The organism is Kamptonema sp. UHCC 0994 (assembly GCF_029167235.1).
In the GTDB taxonomy this organism is placed as follows: domain Bacteria; phylum Cyanobacteriota; class Cyanobacteriia; order Cyanobacteriales; family Microcoleaceae; genus Kamptonema.
Map to the genome: position 1 here is coordinate 1 of NZ_JARFTR010000053.1, position 23,091 is coordinate 23,091.

19 protein-coding genes and 1 pseudogene are annotated in these 23,091 nt (G+C 41.9%); 11 read left to right on the top strand and 9 right to left on the bottom strand.

Annotated features, from left to right (window positions below; all coding sequences use genetic code 11):
• Positions 1-112: 112 nt before the first annotated feature.
• Positions 113-1,042: a Uma2 family endonuclease gene (locus tag PY364_RS05525; RefSeq protein WP_275521197.1), complete on the bottom strand. Its 930-nt coding sequence runs from the start codon at positions 1,040-1,042 to the stop codon at positions 113-115.
• Between the two features lie 330 nt (positions 1,043-1,372).
• Complete coding sequence (locus PY364_RS05530) at positions 1,373-3,055, bottom strand: NAD(P)H-quinone oxidoreductase subunit 4 (RefSeq protein WP_275521199.1); 1,683 nt, start codon at positions 3,053-3,055, stop codon at positions 1,373-1,375.
• 62 nt (positions 3,056-3,117) lie between these two features.
• Between PY364_RS05530 and PY364_RS05535 the strand changes: the two genes are divergently transcribed.
• The gene (locus PY364_RS05535; RefSeq protein WP_275521201.1) at positions 3,118-3,240 is read left to right on the top strand and encodes a hypothetical protein; all 123 of its coding nucleotides are present in this window, start codon (positions 3,118-3,120) and stop codon (positions 3,238-3,240) included.
• Positions 3,241-3,292: 52 nt separating this feature from the next.
• Here the strand turns inward: PY364_RS05535 and PY364_RS05540 are convergent, their stop codons facing one another.
• The gene (locus PY364_RS05540) at positions 3,293-4,288 is read right to left on the bottom strand and encodes a pentapeptide repeat-containing protein (protein ID WP_275521203.1); all 996 of its coding nucleotides are present in this window, start codon (positions 4,286-4,288) and stop codon (positions 3,293-3,295) included.
• 39 nt (positions 4,289-4,327) lie between these two features.
• Complete coding sequence (locus PY364_RS05545; protein ID WP_275521205.1) at positions 4,328-6,025, bottom strand: hypothetical protein; 1,698 nt, start codon at positions 6,023-6,025, stop codon at positions 4,328-4,330.
• A 260-nt stretch (positions 6,026-6,285) separates the two neighbouring features.
• Here PY364_RS05545 and PY364_RS05550 point away from each other — a divergent pair.
• Positions 6,286-6,579 (top strand): annotated as a pseudogene (locus PY364_RS05550) (all-trans-retinol 13,14-reductase); the annotation flags it as partial.
• A 103-nt stretch (positions 6,580-6,682) separates the two neighbouring features.
• Here the strand turns inward: PY364_RS05550 and PY364_RS05555 are convergent.
• Entirely contained in the window at positions 6,683-7,690 is a 1,008-nt protein-coding gene (locus tag PY364_RS05555) for a leucine-rich repeat domain-containing protein (RefSeq protein ID WP_275521207.1), read from the bottom strand.
• Between the two features lie 61 nt (positions 7,691-7,751).
• Here PY364_RS05555 and PY364_RS05560 point away from each other — a divergent pair, with 61 nt between their 5' ends.
• The 3 genes from PY364_RS05560 to PY364_RS05570 all read left to right on the top strand — a co-directional run bounded on the left by PY364_RS05560 (position 7,752) and on the right by PY364_RS05570 (position 10,215).
• Positions 7,752-8,225: an ABA4-like family protein gene (locus tag PY364_RS05560; protein WP_275521209.1), complete on the top strand. Its 474-nt coding sequence runs from the start codon at positions 7,752-7,754 to the stop codon at positions 8,223-8,225.
• A 122-nt stretch (positions 8,226-8,347) separates the two neighbouring features.
• Positions 8,348-9,316 (top strand): DUF4351 domain-containing protein, encoded by a 969-nt coding sequence (locus PY364_RS05565; RefSeq protein WP_275521211.1) that lies wholly within the window; start codon positions 8,348-8,350, stop codon positions 9,314-9,316.
• Positions 9,317-9,384: 68 nt separating this feature from the next.
• The gene (locus PY364_RS05570) at positions 9,385-10,215 is read left to right on the top strand and encodes a metallophosphoesterase (protein ID WP_275521213.1); all 831 of its coding nucleotides are present in this window, start codon (positions 9,385-9,387) and stop codon (positions 10,213-10,215) included.
• A 109-nt stretch (positions 10,216-10,324) separates the two neighbouring features.
• Here PY364_RS05570 and PY364_RS05575 read toward each other — a convergent pair whose 3' ends face one another.
• Positions 10,325-11,023, bottom strand: a complete 699-nt coding sequence (locus PY364_RS05575) for a response regulator transcription factor (RefSeq protein ID WP_275521215.1) — start codon at positions 11,021-11,023, stop codon at positions 10,325-10,327.
• A 254-nt stretch (positions 11,024-11,277) separates the two neighbouring features.
• Here PY364_RS05575 and hisG point away from each other — a divergent pair, with 254 nt between their 5' ends.
• The gene (hisG, locus tag PY364_RS05580; protein ID WP_275521217.1) at positions 11,278-11,922 is read left to right on the top strand and encodes an ATP phosphoribosyltransferase; all 645 of its coding nucleotides are present in this window, start codon (positions 11,278-11,280) and stop codon (positions 11,920-11,922) included.
• 109 nt (positions 11,923-12,031) lie between these two features.
• Here the strand turns inward: hisG and PY364_RS05585 are convergent, their stop codons facing one another.
• A complete protein-coding gene (locus tag PY364_RS05585; RefSeq protein ID WP_275521219.1) occupies positions 12,032-14,182 on the bottom strand; it encodes a VWA domain-containing protein in 2,151 nt (716 codons plus the stop codon).
• A 171-nt stretch (positions 14,183-14,353) separates the two neighbouring features.
• On the opposite strand from PY364_RS05585, the gene PY364_RS05590 reads away from it, so the two are divergent.
• The 5 genes from PY364_RS05590 to PY364_RS05610 all read left to right on the top strand — a co-directional run bounded on the left by PY364_RS05590 (position 14,354) and on the right by PY364_RS05610 (position 21,138).
• Complete coding sequence (locus tag PY364_RS05590; protein WP_275521221.1) at positions 14,354-16,183, top strand: ABC transporter ATP-binding protein; 1,830 nt, start codon at positions 14,354-14,356, stop codon at positions 16,181-16,183.
• A gap of 79 nt (positions 16,184-16,262) precedes the next feature.
• Positions 16,263-17,429, top strand: a complete 1,167-nt coding sequence (locus PY364_RS05595) for a clostripain-related cysteine peptidase (RefSeq protein WP_275521223.1) — start codon at positions 16,263-16,265, stop codon at positions 17,427-17,429.
• 67 nt (positions 17,430-17,496) lie between these two features.
• Positions 17,497-19,101 carry a glycosyltransferase family 39 protein gene (locus tag PY364_RS05600; protein WP_275521225.1) on the top strand — a complete coding sequence of 535 codons (1,605 nt, stop codon included), beginning with the start codon at positions 17,497-17,499 and terminating at the stop codon, positions 19,099-19,101.
• 66 nt (positions 19,102-19,167) lie between these two features.
• Positions 19,168-19,794 carry a restriction endonuclease subunit R gene (locus PY364_RS05605; RefSeq protein WP_275521227.1) on the top strand — a complete coding sequence of 209 codons (627 nt, stop codon included), beginning with the start codon at positions 19,168-19,170 and terminating at the stop codon, positions 19,792-19,794.
• Positions 19,795-19,866: 72 nt separating this feature from the next.
• Positions 19,867-21,138 carry a bifunctional sterol desaturase/short chain dehydrogenase gene (locus PY364_RS05610; RefSeq protein ID WP_275521229.1) on the top strand — a complete coding sequence of 424 codons (1,272 nt, stop codon included), beginning with the start codon at positions 19,867-19,869 and terminating at the stop codon, positions 21,136-21,138.
• A 144-nt stretch (positions 21,139-21,282) separates the two neighbouring features.
• Here the strand turns inward: PY364_RS05610 and PY364_RS05615 are convergent, their stop codons facing one another.
• Together PY364_RS05615 and sbcD are read right to left on the bottom strand one after the other, a co-directional pair.
• Positions 21,283-21,486, bottom strand: coding sequence for a hypothetical protein (locus PY364_RS05615; RefSeq protein WP_275521231.1), 204 nt, complete (start codon positions 21,484-21,486; stop codon positions 21,283-21,285).
• Between the two features lie 301 nt (positions 21,487-21,787).
• Positions 21,788-23,032, bottom strand: a complete 1,245-nt coding sequence (gene sbcD / locus PY364_RS05620) for an exonuclease subunit SbcD (RefSeq protein WP_275521233.1) — start codon at positions 23,030-23,032, stop codon at positions 21,788-21,790.
• Between the last annotated feature and the right edge of the window lie 59 nt (positions 23,033-23,091).

A 23,091-nucleotide genomic window follows, 5' to 3' on the forward strand; every position in this document is an offset into this window, starting at 1 on the left:
GGGCCCTTATAGCAACCGCCAAGGCAGTTAGGACAGATATCCGTAACGCCGCCTTCTAGGCGGTTAGGGCACCGCCTAGAAGGCGGCGTTACGTTCAACAAATAAAGTTGTCCTAACCGTCTTGGCGGTTGCTATACAATGAATACTGGCTAACTTCCTCTACTGATAAACTTAGCGCTTCTGCTACTTGCTCTGTATTCAATCCCATTGCTAATAACCGAGGGATAGCAGCCCGTCGCGATCGCGCTTCTGCACTCAAAGCCTGCTCTGCTAAGGAAGCTTGTTCCTGTGCCGCAGCAGCTTGTTCCTGTGCTAAAGAAGCTTGTTCCTGTGCCACAGCAGCTCGCTCCTCTTCTACAACAGCTCTTTCTGCACCTGTCAGCAGCAAATTACCCTCACTGTCCCACCACCGCAGCCATAGCATTGTCTGATTTTGATAGTTACCTTGCCATAGTCCTAACTCTAGGTCAATGGGCGCGATCGCATAATGGCCGCGATCGTTGGGAACTAACTGCTGATAAAACCCATTGATTAGGTTATACACCTCCAGCCTGCCACTGCGGATCTCATAGATGCCATAATACGGAATCCGCATGATCCGCTCATAGACCCAAAACTTGCCAGGTCTTTGTACTTCACCCACTTCTGAGTAGGATAGCGGCGTGGTGTCTCGCTCTTCGGAACCGTCGCCTGATGCGAACTCCAAGGCGATCGTCGGTGCTAGAAATTCCCGCCACAGCACGTAAGAGCGCCGAATTTGACCATCTAACATTGGTGGCACATTAGGCACATAAAACCAATCTGGAGCTTCTGCGCCTTTTTCCAGGGGGTCAGTTTCTCGCCAGTAAATGCCACAGTCTTGACCAATAGCATACTGCCCATCGGGATGAAGCTTTTGCAACAGCGGGCCGATAGAATCAGTCAAAATAATGCTTTGGGGATGCTCCTGAAAATTTTTTACAAAAGTGCCGTCTGACTCTGGCAGTTGAGTGCGATCGGGGAAAGGAGGGGGAAGGAAAGTTTTTTCGGCTGCTTGGGTCATGTTACCTCTCAAGTATTGCAGCTTAGATACAGGATAAAACACTTTATAGTTTAGTATAAAATGAGCAAAGGCGATCGCTTTTTTGGGAAAAGAATAAGAGCGATCTTTAATTATCTAACTAATACGTTGTCCGTCTTGATGCAATGCTTCCATTTAGTTCAATACTCCGGACAGTTTTTAAGCAGCCAAAGTACCATAAGACAGGAGTGAAGGAAAGTTCGGGTGATTTAAAATCAATACTTCGGACAAATTTTAAGCAGCCAGAGTACAATACACCAGAAAAAAGAGCGATCGCCCACTAAGCGATCGCTCTCTTTTCCGCAGATAAACTTACTTAAAGATTCCCGCAACCGAGGGTGCCTTAGACTCTGCGATTTTAGGAGCCAAGATACTCTTGGCATAAATCTGAGGATTCTGTTGAGCTATTTGCACATAAGATTCACGAACTTCAGCATTCACCGCTACAGTCGTTACATCGTAAACCTGTGTAGCCATTTTTGGATAGAAACCAATGCCGATAATTGGGATTAGGAAACACGCAGCGATAAACACTTCGCGAGGTCTAGCATCGCTAAAAATAGCATCCCCAGGCAAGACGCAACTATTACCAAAACAAGCCGCTTCCTGTTCTCCCGTATCTTTCAAATTACCATCAAGGTCACAGGTAGGTGCTACACCAGAATAGAATAACTGCCGTAACATTGATAGCAAATAAATCGGCGTTAAAATCAATCCGACTGCGGCTAAAAATACTGTGACAGCGCGGAAACTGGTGCTATAAATATCGCTGGTAGCCACACCCACAAATACCGAGAGTTCGCTAGCAAAACCGCTCATACCAGGGAGAGCTACAGATGCCATCACACCGATGGTAAATAAGGCAAAAACTTTGGGCATCACTTTACCAAGGTCGCCCATTTCTGCTAAGGCCATTGTGTGGGTGCGGTCATAAGTTACGCCTGCTAAGAAGAACAATACAGAGGCGATTAAACCGTGAGAAAGCATCTGCAATAGTGCGCCATTGATTCCCAAGTCAGTGAAGGATGCAATACCTAACAATACGAATCCCATGTGAGAAACTGACGAGTAGGCTAAGCGGCGCTTCATGTTGTCCTGAGCAAAGGAGTTAAACGCGCCATAGATAATATTGATCACGCCCAGCATCGCTAGAATCGGTGCAAAATAAACGTGGGCATCTGGTAGAAGCTGTAAATTTAAGCGAATCAGTCCGTATCCGCCCATTTTCAGCAGTACGCCTGCCAAAATCATCGATACGGGTGAAGAAGCTTCGCCGTGAGCGTCAGGTAGCCAGGTGTGGAGGGGGAAAATCGCCAGTTTAACGCCAAAGGCAATTAGCAATCCGGCGTAAAGCAGCAATTCTAGACCGAGGGGGTAATTTTTCAGACCTAGTTCGACCATATCGAAGGTGATGTTACCACCCCCGTAGAATGCCATTGCTAGGCCAGCTACGAGAATAAATATAGATGCGGCCGCTGTATATATCAAGAATTTTGTAGCAGCGTACTGACGGTTTTTACCGCCCCAAATCGAGATCAGCAGGTAGACGGGAATCAGTTCTAGTTCCCACATGATGAATAGCAGCAGCACGTCTTGGGCGACGAATACGCCTATCTGCGCTGAGTACATCAATAACATTAGGAAATAGAACAGGCGGGGTTTGCGATCGACTTCCCACGCTGCAAAAATCGAGAGTGTTGTCACTAATCCAGCTAGAAGTACCAGCGGGAGTGAGAGCCCGTCTACGGAAACTGACCAGGAGAGACCTAACTGAGGTATCCAAGAGTACGTCTCTACGAGTTGAAATGTGTTGAGATTGGGGTCGTAATGTTTCCAGAAGACGTAGGACATGAGAACAAAGTCGGCGATCGCTACACCCAAGGCGTACCACCGTACTTGTTTTCCGTCTTTATCGGGTAGGACGGGTATGAGGGCAGAAGCAATGAGGGGAAATAGTACAATTGCCGTCAGCCAGGGAAATTGAGCCTCGATCATGGCAGTGAGAAAAAATACTTACCTGTGGATGAGGTTATTATACGAACATTTGTAACAATTTTTTGATAAATGTTTCTTTTTTTTGCAAAACAGGGCTGATTCCCGAAGGCAAAACAGTAGAAGCCTTATTTTTAGGCGGCTTTGTGTGTAAACAGTGCGATCTGCAACTGCAAAATTCTGACTAGCGCAATCGCTAAGATGCGATCGCTCTTTTTTCCCTCTTTCTTCTTCCTTGCATTAATCGTGAATTTCCCCATTAGGCATAGTTGCTCCGCGCAATTGTACACCTACTAAGTTAGCAGTGCTTAAATCTGCCCTCGTAATATTTGCACGATTCAATATCGCATCGCGCAAGTCTGTTTTCGCCAAATAAGCATCAGTTAAATCAGTCTCATTCAAATTAGCCTTACTCAAATTAGCTCTACTGAGATCGGCCCTTACTAAGTTAGCTATACTCAAGTCAGCTAAAGTCAAATTAGCTTTATGAAGCTTAGCATCAGGTAAGAATGCACCGCGCAATTTTACACCAGCCATTTCTGCATCTATTAATACTGCTCTCTCCAATTTGGCATTAGTCATTATGGCGCGAGATAGATTTGCTTGAGTTAAATTTGCTTCAGTCAGAAAAGCACCTTCTAGGACTGCATTACTGAGATTTACCTGACTTAAATTAGCCTCGCGCAGTACAGTTTCACTGAGGTTAGCACCGGTAAGATCCGCTTTACTTAAATCGGCATTAGTTAGGTTTACACCTCGCAAGTCAGCATCTCGTAGATTTGCACCCCGCAAATTTACAGCCTCAAAAACTCGCCTTTCGTATCGTAAATTTGCCCCTCGCAAACACGCACCGCGTAAGTCTGCACCTTGTAAATTGACTCCTCTCATATCAGCATCAGTCAGGTTTGCATCGAGCAAAATTGCCAAAGATATGTTAGCTTTGCGAAAGTCTGCACCTTGTAAACTAGCACCGTGTAAGTCCGCATCAGCGAGATTTGCGCTGCTCAAATTTGCTTGATTTAAATTAGCACCACAGAGCTTTGCGTTAATTAAATTTGCACGCTGAAAATTAATTCGGCTCAAGTATGCCATAATTAAGTTTGCGCCATGAAGGTCGGCACCGCTCAAATTAACGCCAATCAAGTCTGCACCGCTCAGGTGTACGCCCCTAAGATTTATACCTTTAAAATCTAATTCTCCTGCTGTATATCTCCTCAAAAGTTCGCCAGGATTCATAAGTAATGGTTTGTTAGTTTTTGGTAAAATTTGATTTTTTCAACTGCTTGGATTAAGAACTTCTTGAGTCCAAGCTACGGACTTATTCCCTGATTGACGACCGTGAACTTTGACATGAGTGATTGATTTTGATTTCAAACCTGCCAGCTTATTCTGCACAAATTTAGCTGTCACTTCTCGATTGGGTACTTGGGCAGATTCGAGAAGTATATGGAAGCAACCGTCTCTTAAAAGTGCCATAGCATTAATGCCTTTAGGTTGGAGAAATTGATTCAGTAAAACTGCGATTGCCTTGGGGTTTCCCTGTCTTGCTAGTTCGACAAGTCTTTGCTGATTTATCTTACCATGATTAGGATTCTGCGGCTCTTTTTCGGGAGAATTAGGATTAGGATTATGAAGATTGAGTCGTTGTCTTTCTGCGGACTCTAATTGACTTAAAATTTGTATTAATTTAGAAGTAAATTCCTCAACATTGCCAATAAAGTCTCTGAGTGCTTTATATTTTTGAACTACTTTTTCCTCTATGTTTTCGTTGGCAACTTGTCTGTCTAAGTCAACCTCTAACTCGCTGAGTGTCCTTTCTACTGTAGTCATCACGATATTGCTGCTTTCACTAACTAATGCTTTAATCTCTTCTTCTAGATCCAATTTTTGTTTGATAGAATCACTAATATTGATCGCTGCTGCTACGCTTTGATGGGAATCTTCCTGACTTTCTACTGATTCAGAAATATGATAGGTTGTTAGGTGTGGCGGGATTAACTCAGAAGTGGCATCGGGGTCGCTTGTTTGTGTATCGTCTCCGGGAGAAAAGGTTGTATGGGCTGGCCATAGTTGACTTGCTTGGGGGTTATAATAAAAATTACCGGCAGCACCTTGACCCATCATTGTAATCTCGCCGTCCTCGAAATAACCGACATCGTTAGTCAGCGTGGTTTCTTGAAAAACGTTATTCATTAAATGGGTATCTTCGTATCCTTGGTCGTTAATACTTTCAGCTCGATCTGGCTCTTGTTTTCCCTGTATATAACAATTTGTCATAGCTTGGATAATTACGCTGGCAGCTTGGGCATTTTCATCAGAATTATCGAGGTGGTTAGCGGTTCTGTATAATTGAGATTCTAGTTCTGTAAGGGTTGGGCAAGCGTTGAGGAGTTGGCGCAATAAGTGGTCGAGTTCTTGTGTTTTCAGTAGCGACCAGTCTCGTTCGCTGAAGCTAAATTCGTGGTAAAGTGTAGAAAAAATCAGAATTTTAGCGCGAAGAGGGTTTGTCTGTTGTAAAATTTTCTGTCGGACATCAAATAGATAGCCTGGTTTGTTAAGTTCTTCTTCTTCTTGTTCTTCTGTTTCTGCTGGCTGGGTAGAATTTAATGGCTCTACAAAATATGTCGGCACTTGAAAGGCGAAAGAGTTGGATATAGTTGTTTCAACTTCTGTGTCTTCTTCTTCGTATAGCCTGGTGATTTGAGTGATAATAGTGGTAGCGATTAAAGCATACTCTGTCTTTTTATTGACTTTGGAAACAATACTATTTAAGACGGCTTCAATATCTTCTACTTGGCTAAATTTGATACATAAGTTGCGGATGATTTCACGGAGATCGGTACGTTCGAGGACGGTTGAATCATTTTCCCATATCTCTTTGCAAGCAAAAAGTATTAGTCTTTTAATGCGCTGGGCGTTAACATCATTTTCGAGTATGCTAACAACTTCATCTAAAATAGATAAAGCGCTCATGGTTGCCTCCTGGGAAAATGCACTGGTAAGAATATGCACTAAATTATAAAATTATAGCAGGTTTTCTCCGATAACAAGGGAGTAGAGGTACATGAGGGCTCTAAGGTAGGAGTACGGAGAACTCTTCTGCGTGTCATCCCTTAATTGTTACACTGGCTGCGTAGGTGGTAAGGAGAAGGAAGAAGGCATTGATTGATGGAAGATTTTGATGCGATCGCGATCGGCAATTCCGTTGGACAGTTGGCGGATCGGGAAGTACGCGATCGCAGTCTCTGTTCCAAGCCTTAGAGAAAATTATACCGCGATCGCGCATAGTCCTAGAAATGATTGGCACACCGCTAACTCACGCCCGTTTCTTACGGCGCTATCAAGGAACTTACGGGCCCGCGATCGCCGGGAAAAGCACATTTCCAGGGCCTCACACCCCCATCAGCGGTTTATACTGCGTCGGTGATAGCACTATGCCAGGAATTGGCGTTCCTGCTGTTGCTGCCTCTGATATTATATGTGCTAACACATTGCTATCGCCGGGCCAGACAGCGCAATTTTTGTAACCAAGAAAAGATAGGATTTATGTAGGCTTTATGTAACGCCGCCGTCCCGGCGGTAAAGATATCGCATCGGCAGCCCTGCAAAGATGGGTAAGCTCTAAAATACTTAAAATCGGCAGATAGACTCTGGATTTACAGGACAGTTTTTATCTGCAATTCGATTACTACGAACGTCAAGAAAAGAAAGCTTAGTCAGAGACTTCAAAGAACCAATGTCTGATATTTGATTATTAAACAGGTCAAGCCAAATTAAATTAGTTAAAGATTCTAACGGAGTGATATCCGTAATAAAGTTATTAAAAAGATAAAGTTCAGAAATATTAGTTAAATATTTAAGATGACTCACATCTGATACTTGATTATTTCCCAGATTAAGCTCAGTTAAATTAATTAGGGAAGATAGGGAACTGATATCTGATATTTGATTATTAAAGAGAACCAACTTAGCAAGATTGGTTAGAGATGCCAACGGCTTAAGGTCTGATAATTTATTACTAAAAATTAGTAAATTTTTAAGCTTTTTCAGGTTGGAAATAGAGTTAATATCTGAGATTTGGTTTTCATAAAGATAGAGAGTAGTCAAATTTGTTAAACCTGCAAGATAACTAATATCATTAATTTGATTATTGTAGAGAATGAGAGTAGTTAAATTTGTGAGAGATTCCAGGGGACTGAGATCGGATATTTGATTGTCAAAAAGGATAAGTGTAGTTAACTTAGTTAGAGAAGTCAGAGGGCTAATATCGGATATTTGATTAGTATCAAGGACAAGTTCAGTAAGATTTGTGAGAGATTTGAGAGGACTAATATCTGATATTTGATTGACATCTAGAATTAGTGTTTTCAGGTTAGTCAGAGATTGGAGAGGACTAATATCTGATATGGAATTGCTACTCAGGTTCAGCGTAGTAAGCTTAGTCAAAGAGGAAAGAGGGCTAATATCATTAACTTGACTACGTTTAAGATTAAGCTCTGTAAGATTTGCCAAAAATTCCCCAGCTTGGTTGCAGTCAGAAACTTCGCTTACTTGCAAAAGTAAATCCACAGTATATCTAGCCTCTGGGGAAAGATTTCCTTTATTCAAACACCAATCTGTAAAATCGTAGTCATTCATGGTAAAGTGTTTTTAACAGCTCTAGTAATATTATATTCCTCGCAGGAGTCAACAACTAGCTATGACAGCAGAGCAAATTTTCAACGCCGCGAACATCTTTGTACTACCCTTATGGGCATTAATGATTTTATTGCCTAACTTGGGAATTACCCGCAAAGTTATGAATTCCTTCATCCCCTTTGTGGTGTTAGCGGTTCTGTATATATATCTGTTCATCAGTTCTATTACTCCTGAAAACGCGGCGGCACTCTCCAATCCTAAACTAGCAGATATTGCCCGATTTTTTGGAGATGAAAAAGCTACAGCAACGGGATGGATACATTTTTTAGTGATGGATTTGTTTGTTGGTCGGTGGATTTATTGGGAAGGACAAAGAACAGGAGTTTGGACTATCCATTCCCTAGCTTTATCTTTGTTTGCTGGCCCAATGGGATTGCTATCACACATTGTAACTTATTGGGTAACTCAGAAATTTTTCCCATCTTCTGAGGATGGGGAAACAGTAAGTAAAACTACACCATTTGAACAAAGTTAAATCGTTGCGATCGCAACTAACCCCCTTTTTGAAGGGGGAGTTTTTTAATATCTTTAACATAAGTGAGAGGCGATCGCATCTATCATTATGATTTTACTAGCCAGATATGTTATACTAATCTTATGATCGACCACGACCGTTTATTTAAAGAACTCCTCTCCACCTTTTTTAGAGAATTTGTGGAGCTGTTTTTGCCAGATGTTTCGGCAGAATTAGAACCTGATTCCTTGGAGTTTCTAAATCCCGAAATATTTACCGATGTCACCTCTGGGGAGAAATATCAAGCTGATTTAGTAGTGAAAGCCCAATTTAGGGGTCAGGAATCTTACTTTATCATTCATCTCGAACACCAAGCACGTTCTGAAGCAGAGTTTGGCAAACGAATGTTTCGCTACTTTGCCCGTCTGTACGAGAAACATGGTGTCCCAGTGTATCCCGTCGTCATTTATTCCTACGATGAGCCTAAACTAGCAGCACCAAATTTTCATCGGGTTGAATTTCCGGGTTTTATTGTATTAGAATTTAACTATCGCGCCATTCAGCTTAACCGCCTTCAGTGGCGAGATTTTGAGAATCAGCGCAATCCCGTAGCAAGTGCATTGATGGCTAAAATGCAGAAGTTAGATCGGGAACGTCCGACTGTTAAACTGGCATCTTTGCGCTTACTATCGAGTTTAGGGCTGAATCCAGCACAAGTGCAGTTAATTTCTGGATTTATTGATACTTACCTCAAGTTAAGTCCAGAGGAGAAAGAGGAGTTTGATGCTGAATTTGCTAAACTTGAACCAAGGCAACAGGAGGGAGTTATGGAAATTGTCACCAGTTGGATGGAAGAAGGAATTGAGCGGGGAATTGAACAGGGAATTGAGCGGGGAATTGAACAGGGAATTGAGCGGGGGATTCAACGAGGAATACAACAGGGAGAATTAACACTAATCATTCGTCTACTTACCCGTCGAATTGGTGCTGTTGATTTGGAAATACAGGAACGAATTCAGAGATTATCTATCGATCAATTAGAGGATTTAGGTGAGGCGTTATTGGATTTTTCTAGCGCGGCGGATTTAACAAATTGGTTACAGGATAAGTGAGAAGCGATCGCGCTTCTCTCCACCCGTTTGCTAAGCTATAGTCTGCCCCGTCAAAAAACCTCACATTCATGCACAGGTTATTAACAGGCAAACTGCGAGTAGAAAGCTTAACCATAGCGATCGCCAACCTCCCGGCCAAACTCTCAGGAACCAAACTCGTACAGCTTACAGACTTCCACTACGACGGCCTACGACTATCCGATCGCTTACTGCAACAAGCGATCGCCGCCACCAATCAAGCAGAACCAGACCTCATCCTCTTAACAGGCGACTACATAACGGAGGAACCCGAACCCATTCACGGCTTAGTCCAGCAACTTAAAAACTTACAAAGTAGCGCTGGAATTTATGCCATACTTGGCAACCATGACTACTTTTACCAAGGAGCAAAAACCGAAGTTACTAACGCCTTAACTAACATTGGAATTCAGGTATTATATAATGAAATAGCCTATCCTTTAGGTTCGGAATTAGCATTAGTTGGCTTAGCAGATTTTTGGTCTCGTGATTTCAAGCCAGAGGATACAATAGGATTAATAAATCAAAATATCCCTCGGATCGTATTGTCCCACAATCCCGATAGTGCCGAGAAATTGCAAAAATGGCGCATAGATTTGCAACTATCCGGTCACACTCATGGAGGTCAAATAGTCATTCCCGGATTAGGGCCTGTATCGATTTGGATAGACTCAGTTGGTCGTATTATGCCTAAATCATTGCGGAGTAAAATTCCTTATTTTTCAGTTGGCGATCGAGTAGTTAATCATTGGGAATGGGCAAGTGGATTGCATCAAGTCGGTAGCAACTTACTTTATGTTAATCGCGGTTTAGGAACCTATTTACCTGGACGGTTATTTTGTCCCCCAGAAGTTACAATAATCACATTGGTAAGTAAGTAAAAATTAACTTGATAAATTTGGCTATTTACGTAAAGCCGCCATCTTGTCGGTATTGTCACCGCCAAGATGGCGGCTTTACAGCTATTTTTGAGTAAGTCCCGTTAACAAACTAGCTTCCTTCTCCTAATCGATATCCCTTACCATAGACAGTATGTATCAGTGGTAAATCGCCTGCGGCTTCAATTTTTCTACGCAATAAACGAATTTGAGCTGCCAACACATTACTACTCGGTTTTTCCCCCTCTGACCACAAATATTGGTGAATTTGTTCGTGAGTCAAAAGTTGACCAGTATAGCGCATTAAATATTCTAAAAGCTGGCATTCTTTTTCGGACAAATCAATTGTTCTACCACGACGATAAGCTAACTGATTATCGAAATCTAGTTCTAGATCGGCAACCCGCAAACGATTGCACGATCCCGGCACGATCCCGCCTGTTTCTAACATCGAAGGCCGCCGTAATAAAGCCCGGACTCTTGCCAATAACTCCCGCAATTCAAAGGGTTTTACTAAATAGTCATCAGCACCCGCATCGAGTCCCTGAACGCGATCGTCCAGAGTATCTTTCGCAGTCAGAAATAAGACGGGTGTAGCGCGACCTTCCGAGCGCAATTTCTGACAAATTGACAATCCCGTTTTTCCCGGCAACATCCAATCCAGAATCAGCAAATCGTAGTTTCCCTGGGACGCAAACTCGTCTCCCGTTGCTCCATTATCAGCCACGTCAACCTCATAACCCTCGCGAGTCAGCACCCGACTCAATGGGTCAGTCAGCTCAATTTCATCATCAACTAAGAGAATCTTCATAAGGAGAATAGCGCCGAATTTATTCGTGGGTTTTTGGCATATCTAAGGGAATCCTTACCTCAGTAACAAAAGTGACTACATCTAAATATATCCAGAAAAAACTGTCACCGCAATAGCTAGAAAATTTATTTATGAGCTAGCTATCTGTGTTATTGTAGTTTCGGTAAAAGCTGCTGACGCTAAGCTGCGTAGGCGTAGCCAGCCGTAGGCATCGCGCCTATCCAAAATTGACTTACTTGCCATTAAAAATTGTTATGCTTACCTTTGCACTTCCTAAAGGCGCTTTGTTAGTTGACAGCATTCGACTGTTGCAATCTGTGGGATTAGACTTCAGTGCTTTTCTAGATTCATCTAACCGCCAACTTCAAATTTCTGACCCCACCAATACTGCTAAAGCTTTGCTGGTAAGGGCGCAAGATGTACCAGTTTATGTAGAATATGGTCAAGCTCAAGTAGGCATTGTAGGTTATGATGTTTTGCGAGAGAAAAAGCCCAAAGTTGCCAATTTAATTGATTTAAAATTTGGTCAATGTCGGCTGTCGGTAGCGGTGAAAGAATCTAGTCCTTATCGGCGGACTGTGGAATTGCCACCTCACGGTCGAGTTGCTTCTAAATTTGTGTATTGTGCTAGAGAACATTTTCACAATTTGAATATGCCTGTGGAAATTGTACCGCTTTATGGTTCAGTTGAATTAGGGCCAATTACAGGGATGTCGGAGGCAATTGTTGATTTAGTTTCAACAGGTCGCACTCTGCGGGAAAATGGTTTGATCGAGATTGAAGTTTTGTTTGAGAGTACAGCTTATTTGATTGCTCATCCTTTGAGTTATCGGTTGAATGTTGGCGGCTTAGATCGGTTAGTTGAGCAGGTGCGATCGCAAATTCTCACCCCAGTTTAAACTTAGTTTAAAAGGTATGTAGTTGGGCTTTAGCCCTCCCTTTAGGGCTAAAGCCCAACTACATACCTAAAAGTTGAGCCAAAACTGTTACACCTGCGTAAGTATTGACTTATTTTGACGCTCTTACCAACATATTACAGCTTTCAACTAAACGGATAAACTCTGCACGATAGCCTTCCTTATCCTCACCTTTCGACTGATTCGCTAGCTTTAAAACTTCATCAAAATTAGCTTCTCCCTTATACTCAGAATCTCTCAACACCATCCCAAAAGCAGCAACAGCAGCCGAAAACCGGAAATTTACAGAAGCATTTTCCAATTTAATACTGCGGTCAATTACTGACTGCTTAATGAGATTAGAAGTTGTTTCGCTAGGTTTTTTATAACGCAACTTTACCTGCATCAATTCATCAGTTTGATAGGCATTCGGTGCTACATTTGTCTGCTGATATTTCAATTCGTCAACCTCTGACAACTTAACATCACTCTCCACACCAACCGGAATAATTTCATAGAGTGCTGTCACCGAATGACCCGCACCTAACTCGCCAGCATCTTTTTTATCGTCATTGAAATCTTGATTTTGCAGCCGCCGATTTTCGTAACCAATTAAGCGATAAGCTTGGACTTTAGCCGGGTTAAATTCCACCTGAATTTTAACATCTTTGGCAATAGTAAATAGAGTTCCACCCATCTGATTGACTAACACTTTCTTCGCTTCCAGCATACTGTCAATGTAAGCATAATTGCCGTTACCTTTATCTGCAAGCTGCTCCATCTTCGCATCTTGTAAATTTCCAGTACCAAACCCCAATACAGTCAGAAAAACACCTTGTTCTCGCTTTTCTTCTATCAAGCGCACCAGTTCAGCATCGCTAGATGTACCTACATTAAAATCACCATCTGTTGCCAAGATGACGCGGTTATTTCCCTGTTTTAATAAGTTTTCATTCGCCATTTTGTAGGCAAGTTCAATACCTGCTCCTCCTGCGGTAGAACCACCTGCTTCTAGCTCTTCAATGGCATTTAATATCTTTTCTTTTTGGTTGCCTGGTGTGGGAGGCAATACTAATCCTGCGGCTCCTGCGTAGACTACAATTGTTACTTTATCTTTGTCTCTCAACTCGTTGACGAGATATTTTAAAGATGCTTTCACCAGTGGCAGCTTATCTGGCGAATTCATTGAACCGGAAACATCGATTAAGAATACGAGATTATTAGGCGGCAAATTTTGTGTAGAAATGCTTTTGCCTTGCAAGCCAATGTGAACTAATTTGTGCTTAGAATTCCAGGGATTTGCGGCGACTTCTGTAGTAATAGAAAAAGGGCGATCTCCTTCTGGCTGCGGGTAGTCATAAGTAAAATAATTAATCAATTCTTCCAGTCGCACAGCATCTTTTGGTGGTAGTGTACCGCTGGTGATAAAACGCCGGATATTGCTGTAAGATGCTGTATCAACATCAATCCCAAATGTTGAGAGAGCGTTGTTGCTGACTCTCTCAAATGGATTTTCATAAATGCGATTGTAGCCTTCGCGATCGTATTCCTGTGCTGAGAAATTTGGGGTTAAACCGAAAGTAGCTTCTCCTAATCTATTAGGTTCGGGGGGAGATACAGGCATGGGAAAAACGCCGCCACTTGGTCTTGTAACCGGGACATTTTGAGTGCGATCGCGACTTAAGGGATAAACAGTAATATTGCCACTGGCAGGAACGCTAGCTCTTGGAACAAAAGGCGTATTTCCCTGCTGTTGACCACTGTTATTAGGAGTAGTAGAAAACCGATCTGCTTCCAATTCAGAAGGACGAGATTCTAAAGCGTCAACTCGACCCCGTAGCGTCGCCAATTCAACAGCAAATTCTTCCTGTAACCGCCGCAAAGTAGTTAAATCTTCCCGGCGAATTGAGTTAGCATTACCCGCAGCTATTAGCTGATTAACCCGATCTAAGCAATTATTTAAACCTGCTGCAAATTCATAGCGAGTCAAAGCTCGCTTGCTAATAGGAGTGCCGTCTGGATTCTTAACAGCACAAGTGTAGCGATCGCCTAAAGATTTTAATGCTTGAAAAGCCCAGCTACTCGGCTCCACTTGAGACAATTCAGAAATATTTGTTTGAGGAATTGTCCCCCTGGTCGGCTCTCGATTAATTTTCTCAGCGTAAGCATCGCTTGTCGCCAACGTCCTCCCTTTAAAACCACTTGAGCAGAAAATCAGAATTGTAGGACTTAATACTAACACCCGCCACAAAAATTTACGCATAAACTTTTACTTCCACTGGTAGGCTTATAATGAGCAAGTATAATATACCACATTTGCGAATAGTTTTGAGATACAATTAGCATATCTCTATCTGCCGCATGATGGCAAGATAATCTCCTGCGCTAAACTGGGAAAGCGTGCTTTTTTTGTAAAACTACTGCTTGAATTTTAATGACCACCTTATCACCCCTCACAGATGGCTCCGAAAACCGCTCCCCCCGCGAAACAGACTGGCGGCTATTTCAGCGGCTAATACCTTACGCTCTTCGCAGCAAACGCCTGCTAGCAGTCTCCATTTTTTTATTAGTACCCCTATCAGTATCGGGAGCAATTCAACCCATAGTAATCGGACAGGCAATCTCGCTAATTCGATCAGAACCTACCTACAAATTTCTGCAAGGAATGCCTTTATCCCAAGGATTAAATTTTCTAGGTGTTTTATTGTTAATAACAATAGCATTGCGCTTGGGATTGCAATCACTTCAAGGGTACTTAGTTACTAAATTAGGTCAGCAAATCACCACTGATATTCGCAATGATTTATTTGACCACGTACTTGCTTTAGCGGTGCGATTTTTTGACAGAACTCCTGTAGGTAAATTGATTACCCGCCTCACCAGCGATGTTGAAGCTTTGGGGGATGTATTTTCAACAGGTGCAATTGGAATTGTCAGCGATTTATTCTCAATTGTAGTGATTGCGATCGCCATGTTTACCTTACAGTGGCAACTCGCATTAATGCTCGTATTGATGATGATCCCAGTCACCGCACTGATTATTTATTTTCAGCAGCGGTATCGAGAAGAAAACTATAAAGCGAGAGAAGAACTTTCAGGACTCAACTCACAACTACAAGAAAATTTGACTGGCATTGGCGTAGTTCAACTATTCCGCCGCGAACAATTCAACTCAGAATTATTTCGTACTACCAATCGGCGCTATATTAATGCAGTTGATAAAACCATCTTTTACGACTCGGCCGTATCTGCTACATTAGAGTGGATTGCATTAGTTGCGATCGCAGCCGTTTTGTGGATGGGCGGCCAAAGTGTTTTGCAAGGTAATCTCTATTTTGGTACACTTTCTGCCTTTATTCTATTTGCTCAGCGCCTCTTCGATCCCTTACGGCAATTCGCAGAAAAATTCACATCCTTACAAGCAGGATTTACCGCCGTTGAACGTATTAACGATATTCTCAATGAACCCATAGAAATTCGCGATCCCGTCAGGAAAGAAAAAGACAATCAACAATTATCAATTACCAATTCTAAAAGTGGTGAAATTAGTTTCGATCGCGTCTGGTTTGCCTACAAACAAGATGAATACGTACTCAAAGACCTAGATTTTACAATTCGCCCTGGTGAAAAAGTAGCCTTAGTAGGCCCGACTGGTGCTGGTAAAAGTTCAATTATTCGCCTCCTATGCCGCCTTTACGAACCCACCAGCGGGCGAATTCTTGTTGACGGCATCGATATTCGAGAGTTACCTCAAGCAGAATTAAGGCGGCACATAGGAGTTATTCTCCAAGATGGATTTCTCTTTGCCGGCGATGTCAAAAGCAATATTAGCCTCGGTGAAACTTACTCAATAGAGGAAATTCAAGCCGCAGCCGACAAGACAAATGTAGCTAGTTTAATTGAACAATTACCCCAAGGTTATAATACCCAATTACGGGAACGGGGAACCAATCTTTCCGGCGGACAAAAACAGTTATTAGCTTTTGCTCGTGCAGCAATTCGCGACCCTGAAATTTTGGTACTAGATGAAGCAACAGCTAGCTTAGATGTTGGCACAGAGTCTTTAATTCAGGAAGCACTAGATCGGATGCTTGTGGGTAGGACAGCGATAATTATTGCCCATAGACTATCGACAATTCGTAATGTTGACCGGATTTTAGTGCTGAAACGAGGGCAATTAGTAGAGTCCGGGAACCATGATGAATTGTTGCAGGCAAATGGGCTGTACGCGAGTTTGTACAAGTTGCAAATGCTAGGCAGTTAGGGTGTTAAGAAACAGGGTTTCTCAAAGGAACCCTGTTTCTAGGAGATTTTAAGTTAAATATCGATTTTGAGGTAAGTGGATGAAACGGAGAAAATTTATTCAGTATGGAGCCATAGGTAGCGCTTCATCCTTAGCAACTTTTAATATAAAAAATCACCCAAATCAAGAACTAATTTCCTCAGAAAAAATGAACAACAAGCAACATTATAAATGGGTTATATTATACTGGATGCCCTATGACAATGACCTGTACCCTTTTGGTTTTCCTATCCTTCAGATGCTTGCCAGAGGTGTACAAAGCGACAATATTCTCGTGGTGGTACAAGCCGATTTTTTGGGTGCAAACAATCTTTCGAGGAGCATTATAACTAAAGGCAAAGTTGAAGTTCAACAGCTAAAGACTGCGAACAGTGCTAGCGAGGAAGTCTTTGCTGAATACCTCAATTGGGCTAATTCACAATTTGTGGCAAATAAGTGGGCGATCGCATTTCTCGGTCACGGCGGCCAGTTAGATAAAATTAGTCCCGATGTGAATACTGGAACTCTACAGCTAGAAACTCAATGGATGAATATTAAAAAGCTGAGTGATGTTATCACCAATTTTAATAGGGAAATCAATAGTCGCGTAGAATTATTCTTTTTTCAAAATTGCAATAAAGGAACAATTGAAGCTCATTATACTTTCCGAGATGCAGCTAACTACACTCTTTCGTCTCAAAAGCTCCTTGGTGCCCCTAATTATTATTATGAATCAACGCTGCAATTTTTGGGACGAAACTTAGAACTTAACGGGGGTCAACTAGCAGAAAAAATCATGAAATTTGAACGAAGCGATATGTACAACAGTTATACAGTTACAAATAATCAATATGTCCGCGAACTTCCCGGAAAGCTTAACCCGCTCATAGATAAAATTACTTCATCTAAGCTCAAACCTATTAACTGGGGAGAGTTAAAGCCCTACAGATACATGGATGAAGATTTTATAGATGTAGTTTTATTAATTCAAGCTATAGCTAAGGAAGCAACTGATATTCAAAATAACTGCGATGATTTTGTGGATTTTTTGAAAAATTTAATGATTTACAAATATCACAAGAATCCAGCTAAAGCTAATAGCGGACTGTCAGGACTGGGTTTACTTTTACCCAGCAATAAGGAGCATTTACAAAAATATCGATATTTGCCAGTATTTTCTGAGTTGAAACTTGTGGAACTTTTCAACACGATTTTGTTTAAAAATTGAACTATATCATTGCGATACAAGCTATCGCTGCTACAAGACTATATATTCATCGATAACTAGGACAAGTATGGCAACTATATCAGATAAATTCATCAACGGAATTAACCTCCGGTTGCTAGTTATTTTATTAGTAATCGCTATTATTATAGGAGTGGGATTTCGCTTCTTTCAAATCGACCACAAATTATACTGGCATGATGAAGTTTATACATCAATACGAGCGGCTGGATTCACCCGTCAAGAAATCGACAATAACTTATTTCAAAACCGCATTATCGCCGCCTCCGAGTTGCAGAATTATCAAAAATTGAAACCGGGAAGTACAGCCGCAGATACAATTCGATCGCTGGTAATTGAAGACCCCCAACATCCTCCATTTTACTTTCTCATGGCTCGTCTGTGGATGCAACAGTTTGGCAGTTCCTTGACAGCATCCCGCACCTTACCAGCACTATTAAGTTTACTAGCATTTCCCCTGATGTACGGCTTGGCTTGGGAACTTTTTTCGTCACATTTAGTGGCGTTATTTGCAACAGCATTCATCGCTTTATCTCCCTTCGATATCTTATTTGCTCAAACAGCAAGACAGTACAGCTTGTTGGCAGTAATAGTCATTGGTAGTAGTTGGTTGCTGTTAAGAGCAATCCGTTTAGAAAATTGGAAATATTGGGGTTATTATTCACTATCGATCGCACTCGGTTTATATACTCACCCTTTCTTTGCTCTCACAATTATTGGACAAGGAGCTTTTCTGATTTCTCAGCGATTATTTATCACTAATTTCAAAAATCAAGGCGCTGTAAATCTTTCTAAATTTTTCTTGGCAGTAATAGCAGCAATACTTCTTTATAGCCCTTGGATATTCGTACTCATAACTAATTTTCAACGAGCATCAGATACAACGGGTTGGACTCAAATATCTCCAGGCTTCCTTTACCTTGTAAAACTTTGGCTACTCAGTTTTACAGCAATATTTGTAGACCTAGACTTTGGCTTTGATAATGTTTGGACTTATCTACTAAGGTTGCCATTTTTTCTACTGATTTTTGCGGCAATTTACAATATCTACCGTCAGACTAACCGTTCAACTACTCTATTTATTATCACATCAATTTTTGTGCCTTTTCTCATACTCGTTTTACCAGATATAATATTAGGTGGTAAGCGGTCTGCTGTCAGCCGCTACTTGGTATCATGTTTTCCGGGAATCCAACTAGCAGTTGGTTACTTCTTAGCAACTAAAATTCAAACTTCACAACGGCTCTGGCGAGTTATTTTAGCTGCCATTTTCACTGCCAGTATAATATCTTGTACTGTTAGTGCTTTTTCAGATACTTGGTGGAGCAAAGATTTGAGCTATTACAATGCAGAAGTTGCCAAAATTATCAATAATAATCAGCTCAAGATAGCCTCTACTAAGTCCCAAATTGTAATTGCTGATAGCGGCGATGATTTCACTAATATGGGCGATTTGATATCCCTAAGCTATTTACTTGATAAAGATGTACAACTACTGCTTTTGAGCGATTCGCCTAACCTTGATTTGCTTAAAGGCTATGCCGATTTCTTCGTATTCCGGCCTTCGGAAAAACTGCACTTAGTTATTGAGCAAAAACAAGGTAAGCTAGAGCCAGTATTGGAATATGCACGACTGTGGAAATTGAAGCTTTAGTGAAAGTACATTTATTAGCTATAATAGATGAGAACTCCAATAATTTATTCACTGAAGAGATGGACTATGATTCAAAAAATCCAAGCTAAAAATATTAACATCCGCGATTTAATCGATAATTTTGGACTTCAGCGAGTTCGGAATCCAGAATTTTTTCGAGAATGGCAAGAAAACTTACCTCAAATAACAGATGCAGAAAAACAAATGCTAGATCGGGTCCAAGAGGGATATTTTAATTTACTTGACTATCCCCCTTTGCTAGAAAATGTGATTAAACTTGCCATAGTCAGTCCTATTTTGTTTATAGCTGGTTTTTTTGCGTCTCCTTTTCACATAAAAGCAGAAAAATCAGTTCAGATTCAGGAGGAAGATGAAGGAATAATCATCGAAGGTAGAATAGATGTTTTAATTTTGAAAGATAACTTTTGGGTGACAGTCATAGAATCCAAACAACTTTCATTCTCGGTTGATGAAGCACTAGCACAACTCTTGGCTTATATGCTAGCAGACCCCAATCCTGAAACTCCTACTTTTGGGTTAATTACTACAGGTGCTAACTTCACTTTTGTCAAGTTACTCAGAGGAGAAATTCCGCAGTATGCTACATCAGCTGAATTCGTAACTCGCAATCCCGGCAATGAATTGTACAGCGTTTTACAAATATTAAAACGCTTAAGTCAATTAACACCCTAGCTAGAAAACGCATTTTAAGTTATCTTCCAAAATGGTGATGTGTAATATCTCAAATTTAAAATCGGTGTGAGCATGACAAATTATTGGATAGCAGCAGCTTGGGGACTAGGTTCTGTACTCTTAGCAGAAGTAGTACGAGACATATACCACGTCCTGGCCCATATTTACCCTCCTTTGTATCGGCTGCACGTATGGCATCACCGCGTTTTTCGACCCAATTTAACCCCCGTTAACGATCGCATTTACCAGCAGGCCCAATGGCGTAACGACGTACCCGAAGCCTTAGTAATGCTGCTATGTGGCTTATTGCTATGGGTTGTAGCCTACATCACGACCCCCAATTTCCACCCCTGGGCCCTCGTCGGTTGTACCTACACATTAGGTTTCTTGGTAAGCGCGATCGCGCGTGGTTATGGCTTCAAAGGTGCAGACGAACTCACCGACTTAACCCACCAACCCGGCGACTTCCTCACCCCACCTTCTAGCTGGTTGGTCAATCGTCCTTACCACTGGCGGCATCATTTCGACAACCAAAACGCTTACTATTGCGGTACAATCACCCTCATAGACAAACTCATGGGTACAGCACTCTCTCTCAAAGGCAAAACGATCGCTGTGACTGGGGCCTCTGGGACACTAGGCCGCCAACTCCTAACGCACCTCCACAAAGCAGGAGCAAAAGTCATCGCCCTCACATCGGGAACACAAACCCTAAGCTTGAATATAGATGGTGAAAATTTTCCTATTAGTACCATAAATTGGCACATAAGTCAAGAGTCAGAATTAGCAGAATTGCTAGAAAAAATTGATATTCTGGTAATCAATCACGGGATCAACGTACAGGGAGACAGAACAAAAGACGCGATCGCCAACTCCTACGAAATCAACACCTTTTCAGCTTTCCGACTAATCGAATTATTCCTCACTACCGTCCGCACAAACGAAGAGATAGCACGTAAAGAAATCTGGGTAAACACCTCAGAAGCTGAAGTCATACCCGCAGTTAGTCCTCTTTACGAACTCAGTAAACGCGCTTTAGGAGACTTAGTAACATTACGCCGTTTAGATGCTCCCTGTGTCATCCGCAAACTAATTTTAGGGCCATTTAAAAGCAATCTCAATCCCATTGGCATCATGTCCGCAGACTGGGTAGCCAAGCAAATAATCAAACAAGCTCAATCAGATACTCGCAACATCATCGTTACAATTAATCCCCTGACATTTATCGCTTTTCCCATCAAAGAATTCTTTGTTTCTATCTACTTCCAAATCTTTAGCCGCCAGAGTTTATCAGTGAAAGAAGTAGAAATAGAACCATCTAGCGTTGAAGCGAAAACCAAATAAACCATCAAGCAACCGCCTTGGCGGTTAGGGGCTAGGGGCTAGGGGCTAGGGGCTAGGGAAAGAAGGGAAAGAAGGGAATAGAATCAGCGAGTTTGGTGGAACTCAGAACGTCCTAACTGCCAAGAAGGTTGCTATAGTTGATTGTTAGCTGTCCACCAGATGAAAATATCCTCGGCGCAGAGCATAGAACAGTCGTTGAATTGCTATTTTCTCTTCTTTGTCTAGGGAATTATTGGACAAAGCAGATTCTAGTGTCAATTTATCTGTATGAGTTAGTTGGCCGGTACAAGAAACCTGAGCATATAACTCAAGGATTTGATTGGGAAAAAGATGTGTGTTATTCATCATTGCCGTACATTCGTTAAATTCATATATAAATCAATAGTATTGGATTTAATACCTGAGCTGTATCATCCATTAGGATGATTTTTATTTTTGGGATGTCTCAATAGGAAATTAATCGCCAACACACCTGTTTTTTAGGGGATTGCGGCGATCCCCGTCACGTCACCTTGTGATTTTTCTCACTTTATAAGTAGGAGGAATCACTTATAAGTAGGAGGCATAGGGCATTTGCTAGAAGACAGAAAGAGAAAGACTTAGGGCACTAGCTTTTCTGGAATAGGTATTTTAACTCTAATTATGCACCTTAACTTAACTCCAGTATTGGTTCCTCTTCATGGGCAAGCAAGCTGTTTGCTGCCTCTAACATATTCTCTGCTATCTCTTTGAGGTCTTCCCGACTGTCAAGATAAGTTTTTAGTGCTTCCAAGGGGTCAATGCTGTTGCTAGAATCCAGCTCTGGCAAGCGAGGTCTAGCGAGTTGACTGACTAATTCTGGTTGAATGGTGTAGCTGTGAGCTTCGCGAAGGGCGCTGTGCAACTCTGCATTTTCGATACTGTTTAATTGATCCGATCGCAACTGGTAAATTAACCGCACTACCGCGTCTTTAATCTGCTTTTTCTCAATTGCTTTGAGTATTTCTACTTGAGGATTTTCTGCTTGGGACACATCAATTTTAATGGTGCAAAAATCCCGTACTGGCAAAGGGCAAAATTCCCAAGTGGCTTTTCCCCGTTCTAGTTCAACCAGAACAAAACCTTTGTCTTCTTTTTCTTCGCTAAAATCAACTCGTTCTATGCTACCGGGATAGATCACGGGAGGGTCGTTAGATTTGTTAAGATTCTGATGTTTGTGGACGTGACCGAGGGCTACATAGTCGAAACAGGGACGAGTCAGCATTGACAGGGGAATGTTAAAGCCTTTACCAACGGCTAAAAAACGTTCAGCGCCGAGATTGGCTCGATCTGCCATCAAGTGAGCGAGTAATATGGTTGGTACTTCTGAGTCGAGGCGGCGGATTTCGCCTTCGATCGCAACTTTAAGGCGATCGGCAAGTAATTTGTTAACATCATCGAGGGAAAAGCCTTCGGTTTCCGATCGCGCCATCAAGGTAGAACGGGTAAGCCAGGGAAGGGTGATAACTTGTACTGGGCCGTTGCGAGTTTCGATGCGATGGAGTTCTAGGCGATCGCCTACAATAAATCCTGGCACTCCCAAAGTGCGGTAAATTCCTAAACTCGCGCCTCCCTGTCCTTGGGAATGTTGGTCGTGATTTCCTACTAGCAATACTGTCGGAATTTGAGCCTCTACTAAGCGACTAAATTGGCGGGCAAAAGCTTCTTTTACAAATGGCGGCGGCGTAGCATCAGGGAAAGCATCTCCGCCAAATATAACCAAATCAACTGGTTCAGAAATTGCCCTATCCATACACCGGCCTAGAGTTCTAGTAAAATCTTCCAGCCGAGTATTTAAACCCGTTTCTGGATTAGTTTTTCCATGAGACAACCCGCTTCCCATGTGGATGTCTGAGACGTGAAGAATTTTAATCATTATTTCGTTCTCCTGTAATTGTTAGTAGTATAGAACTGTAACGCCGCCATCTTGGCGGT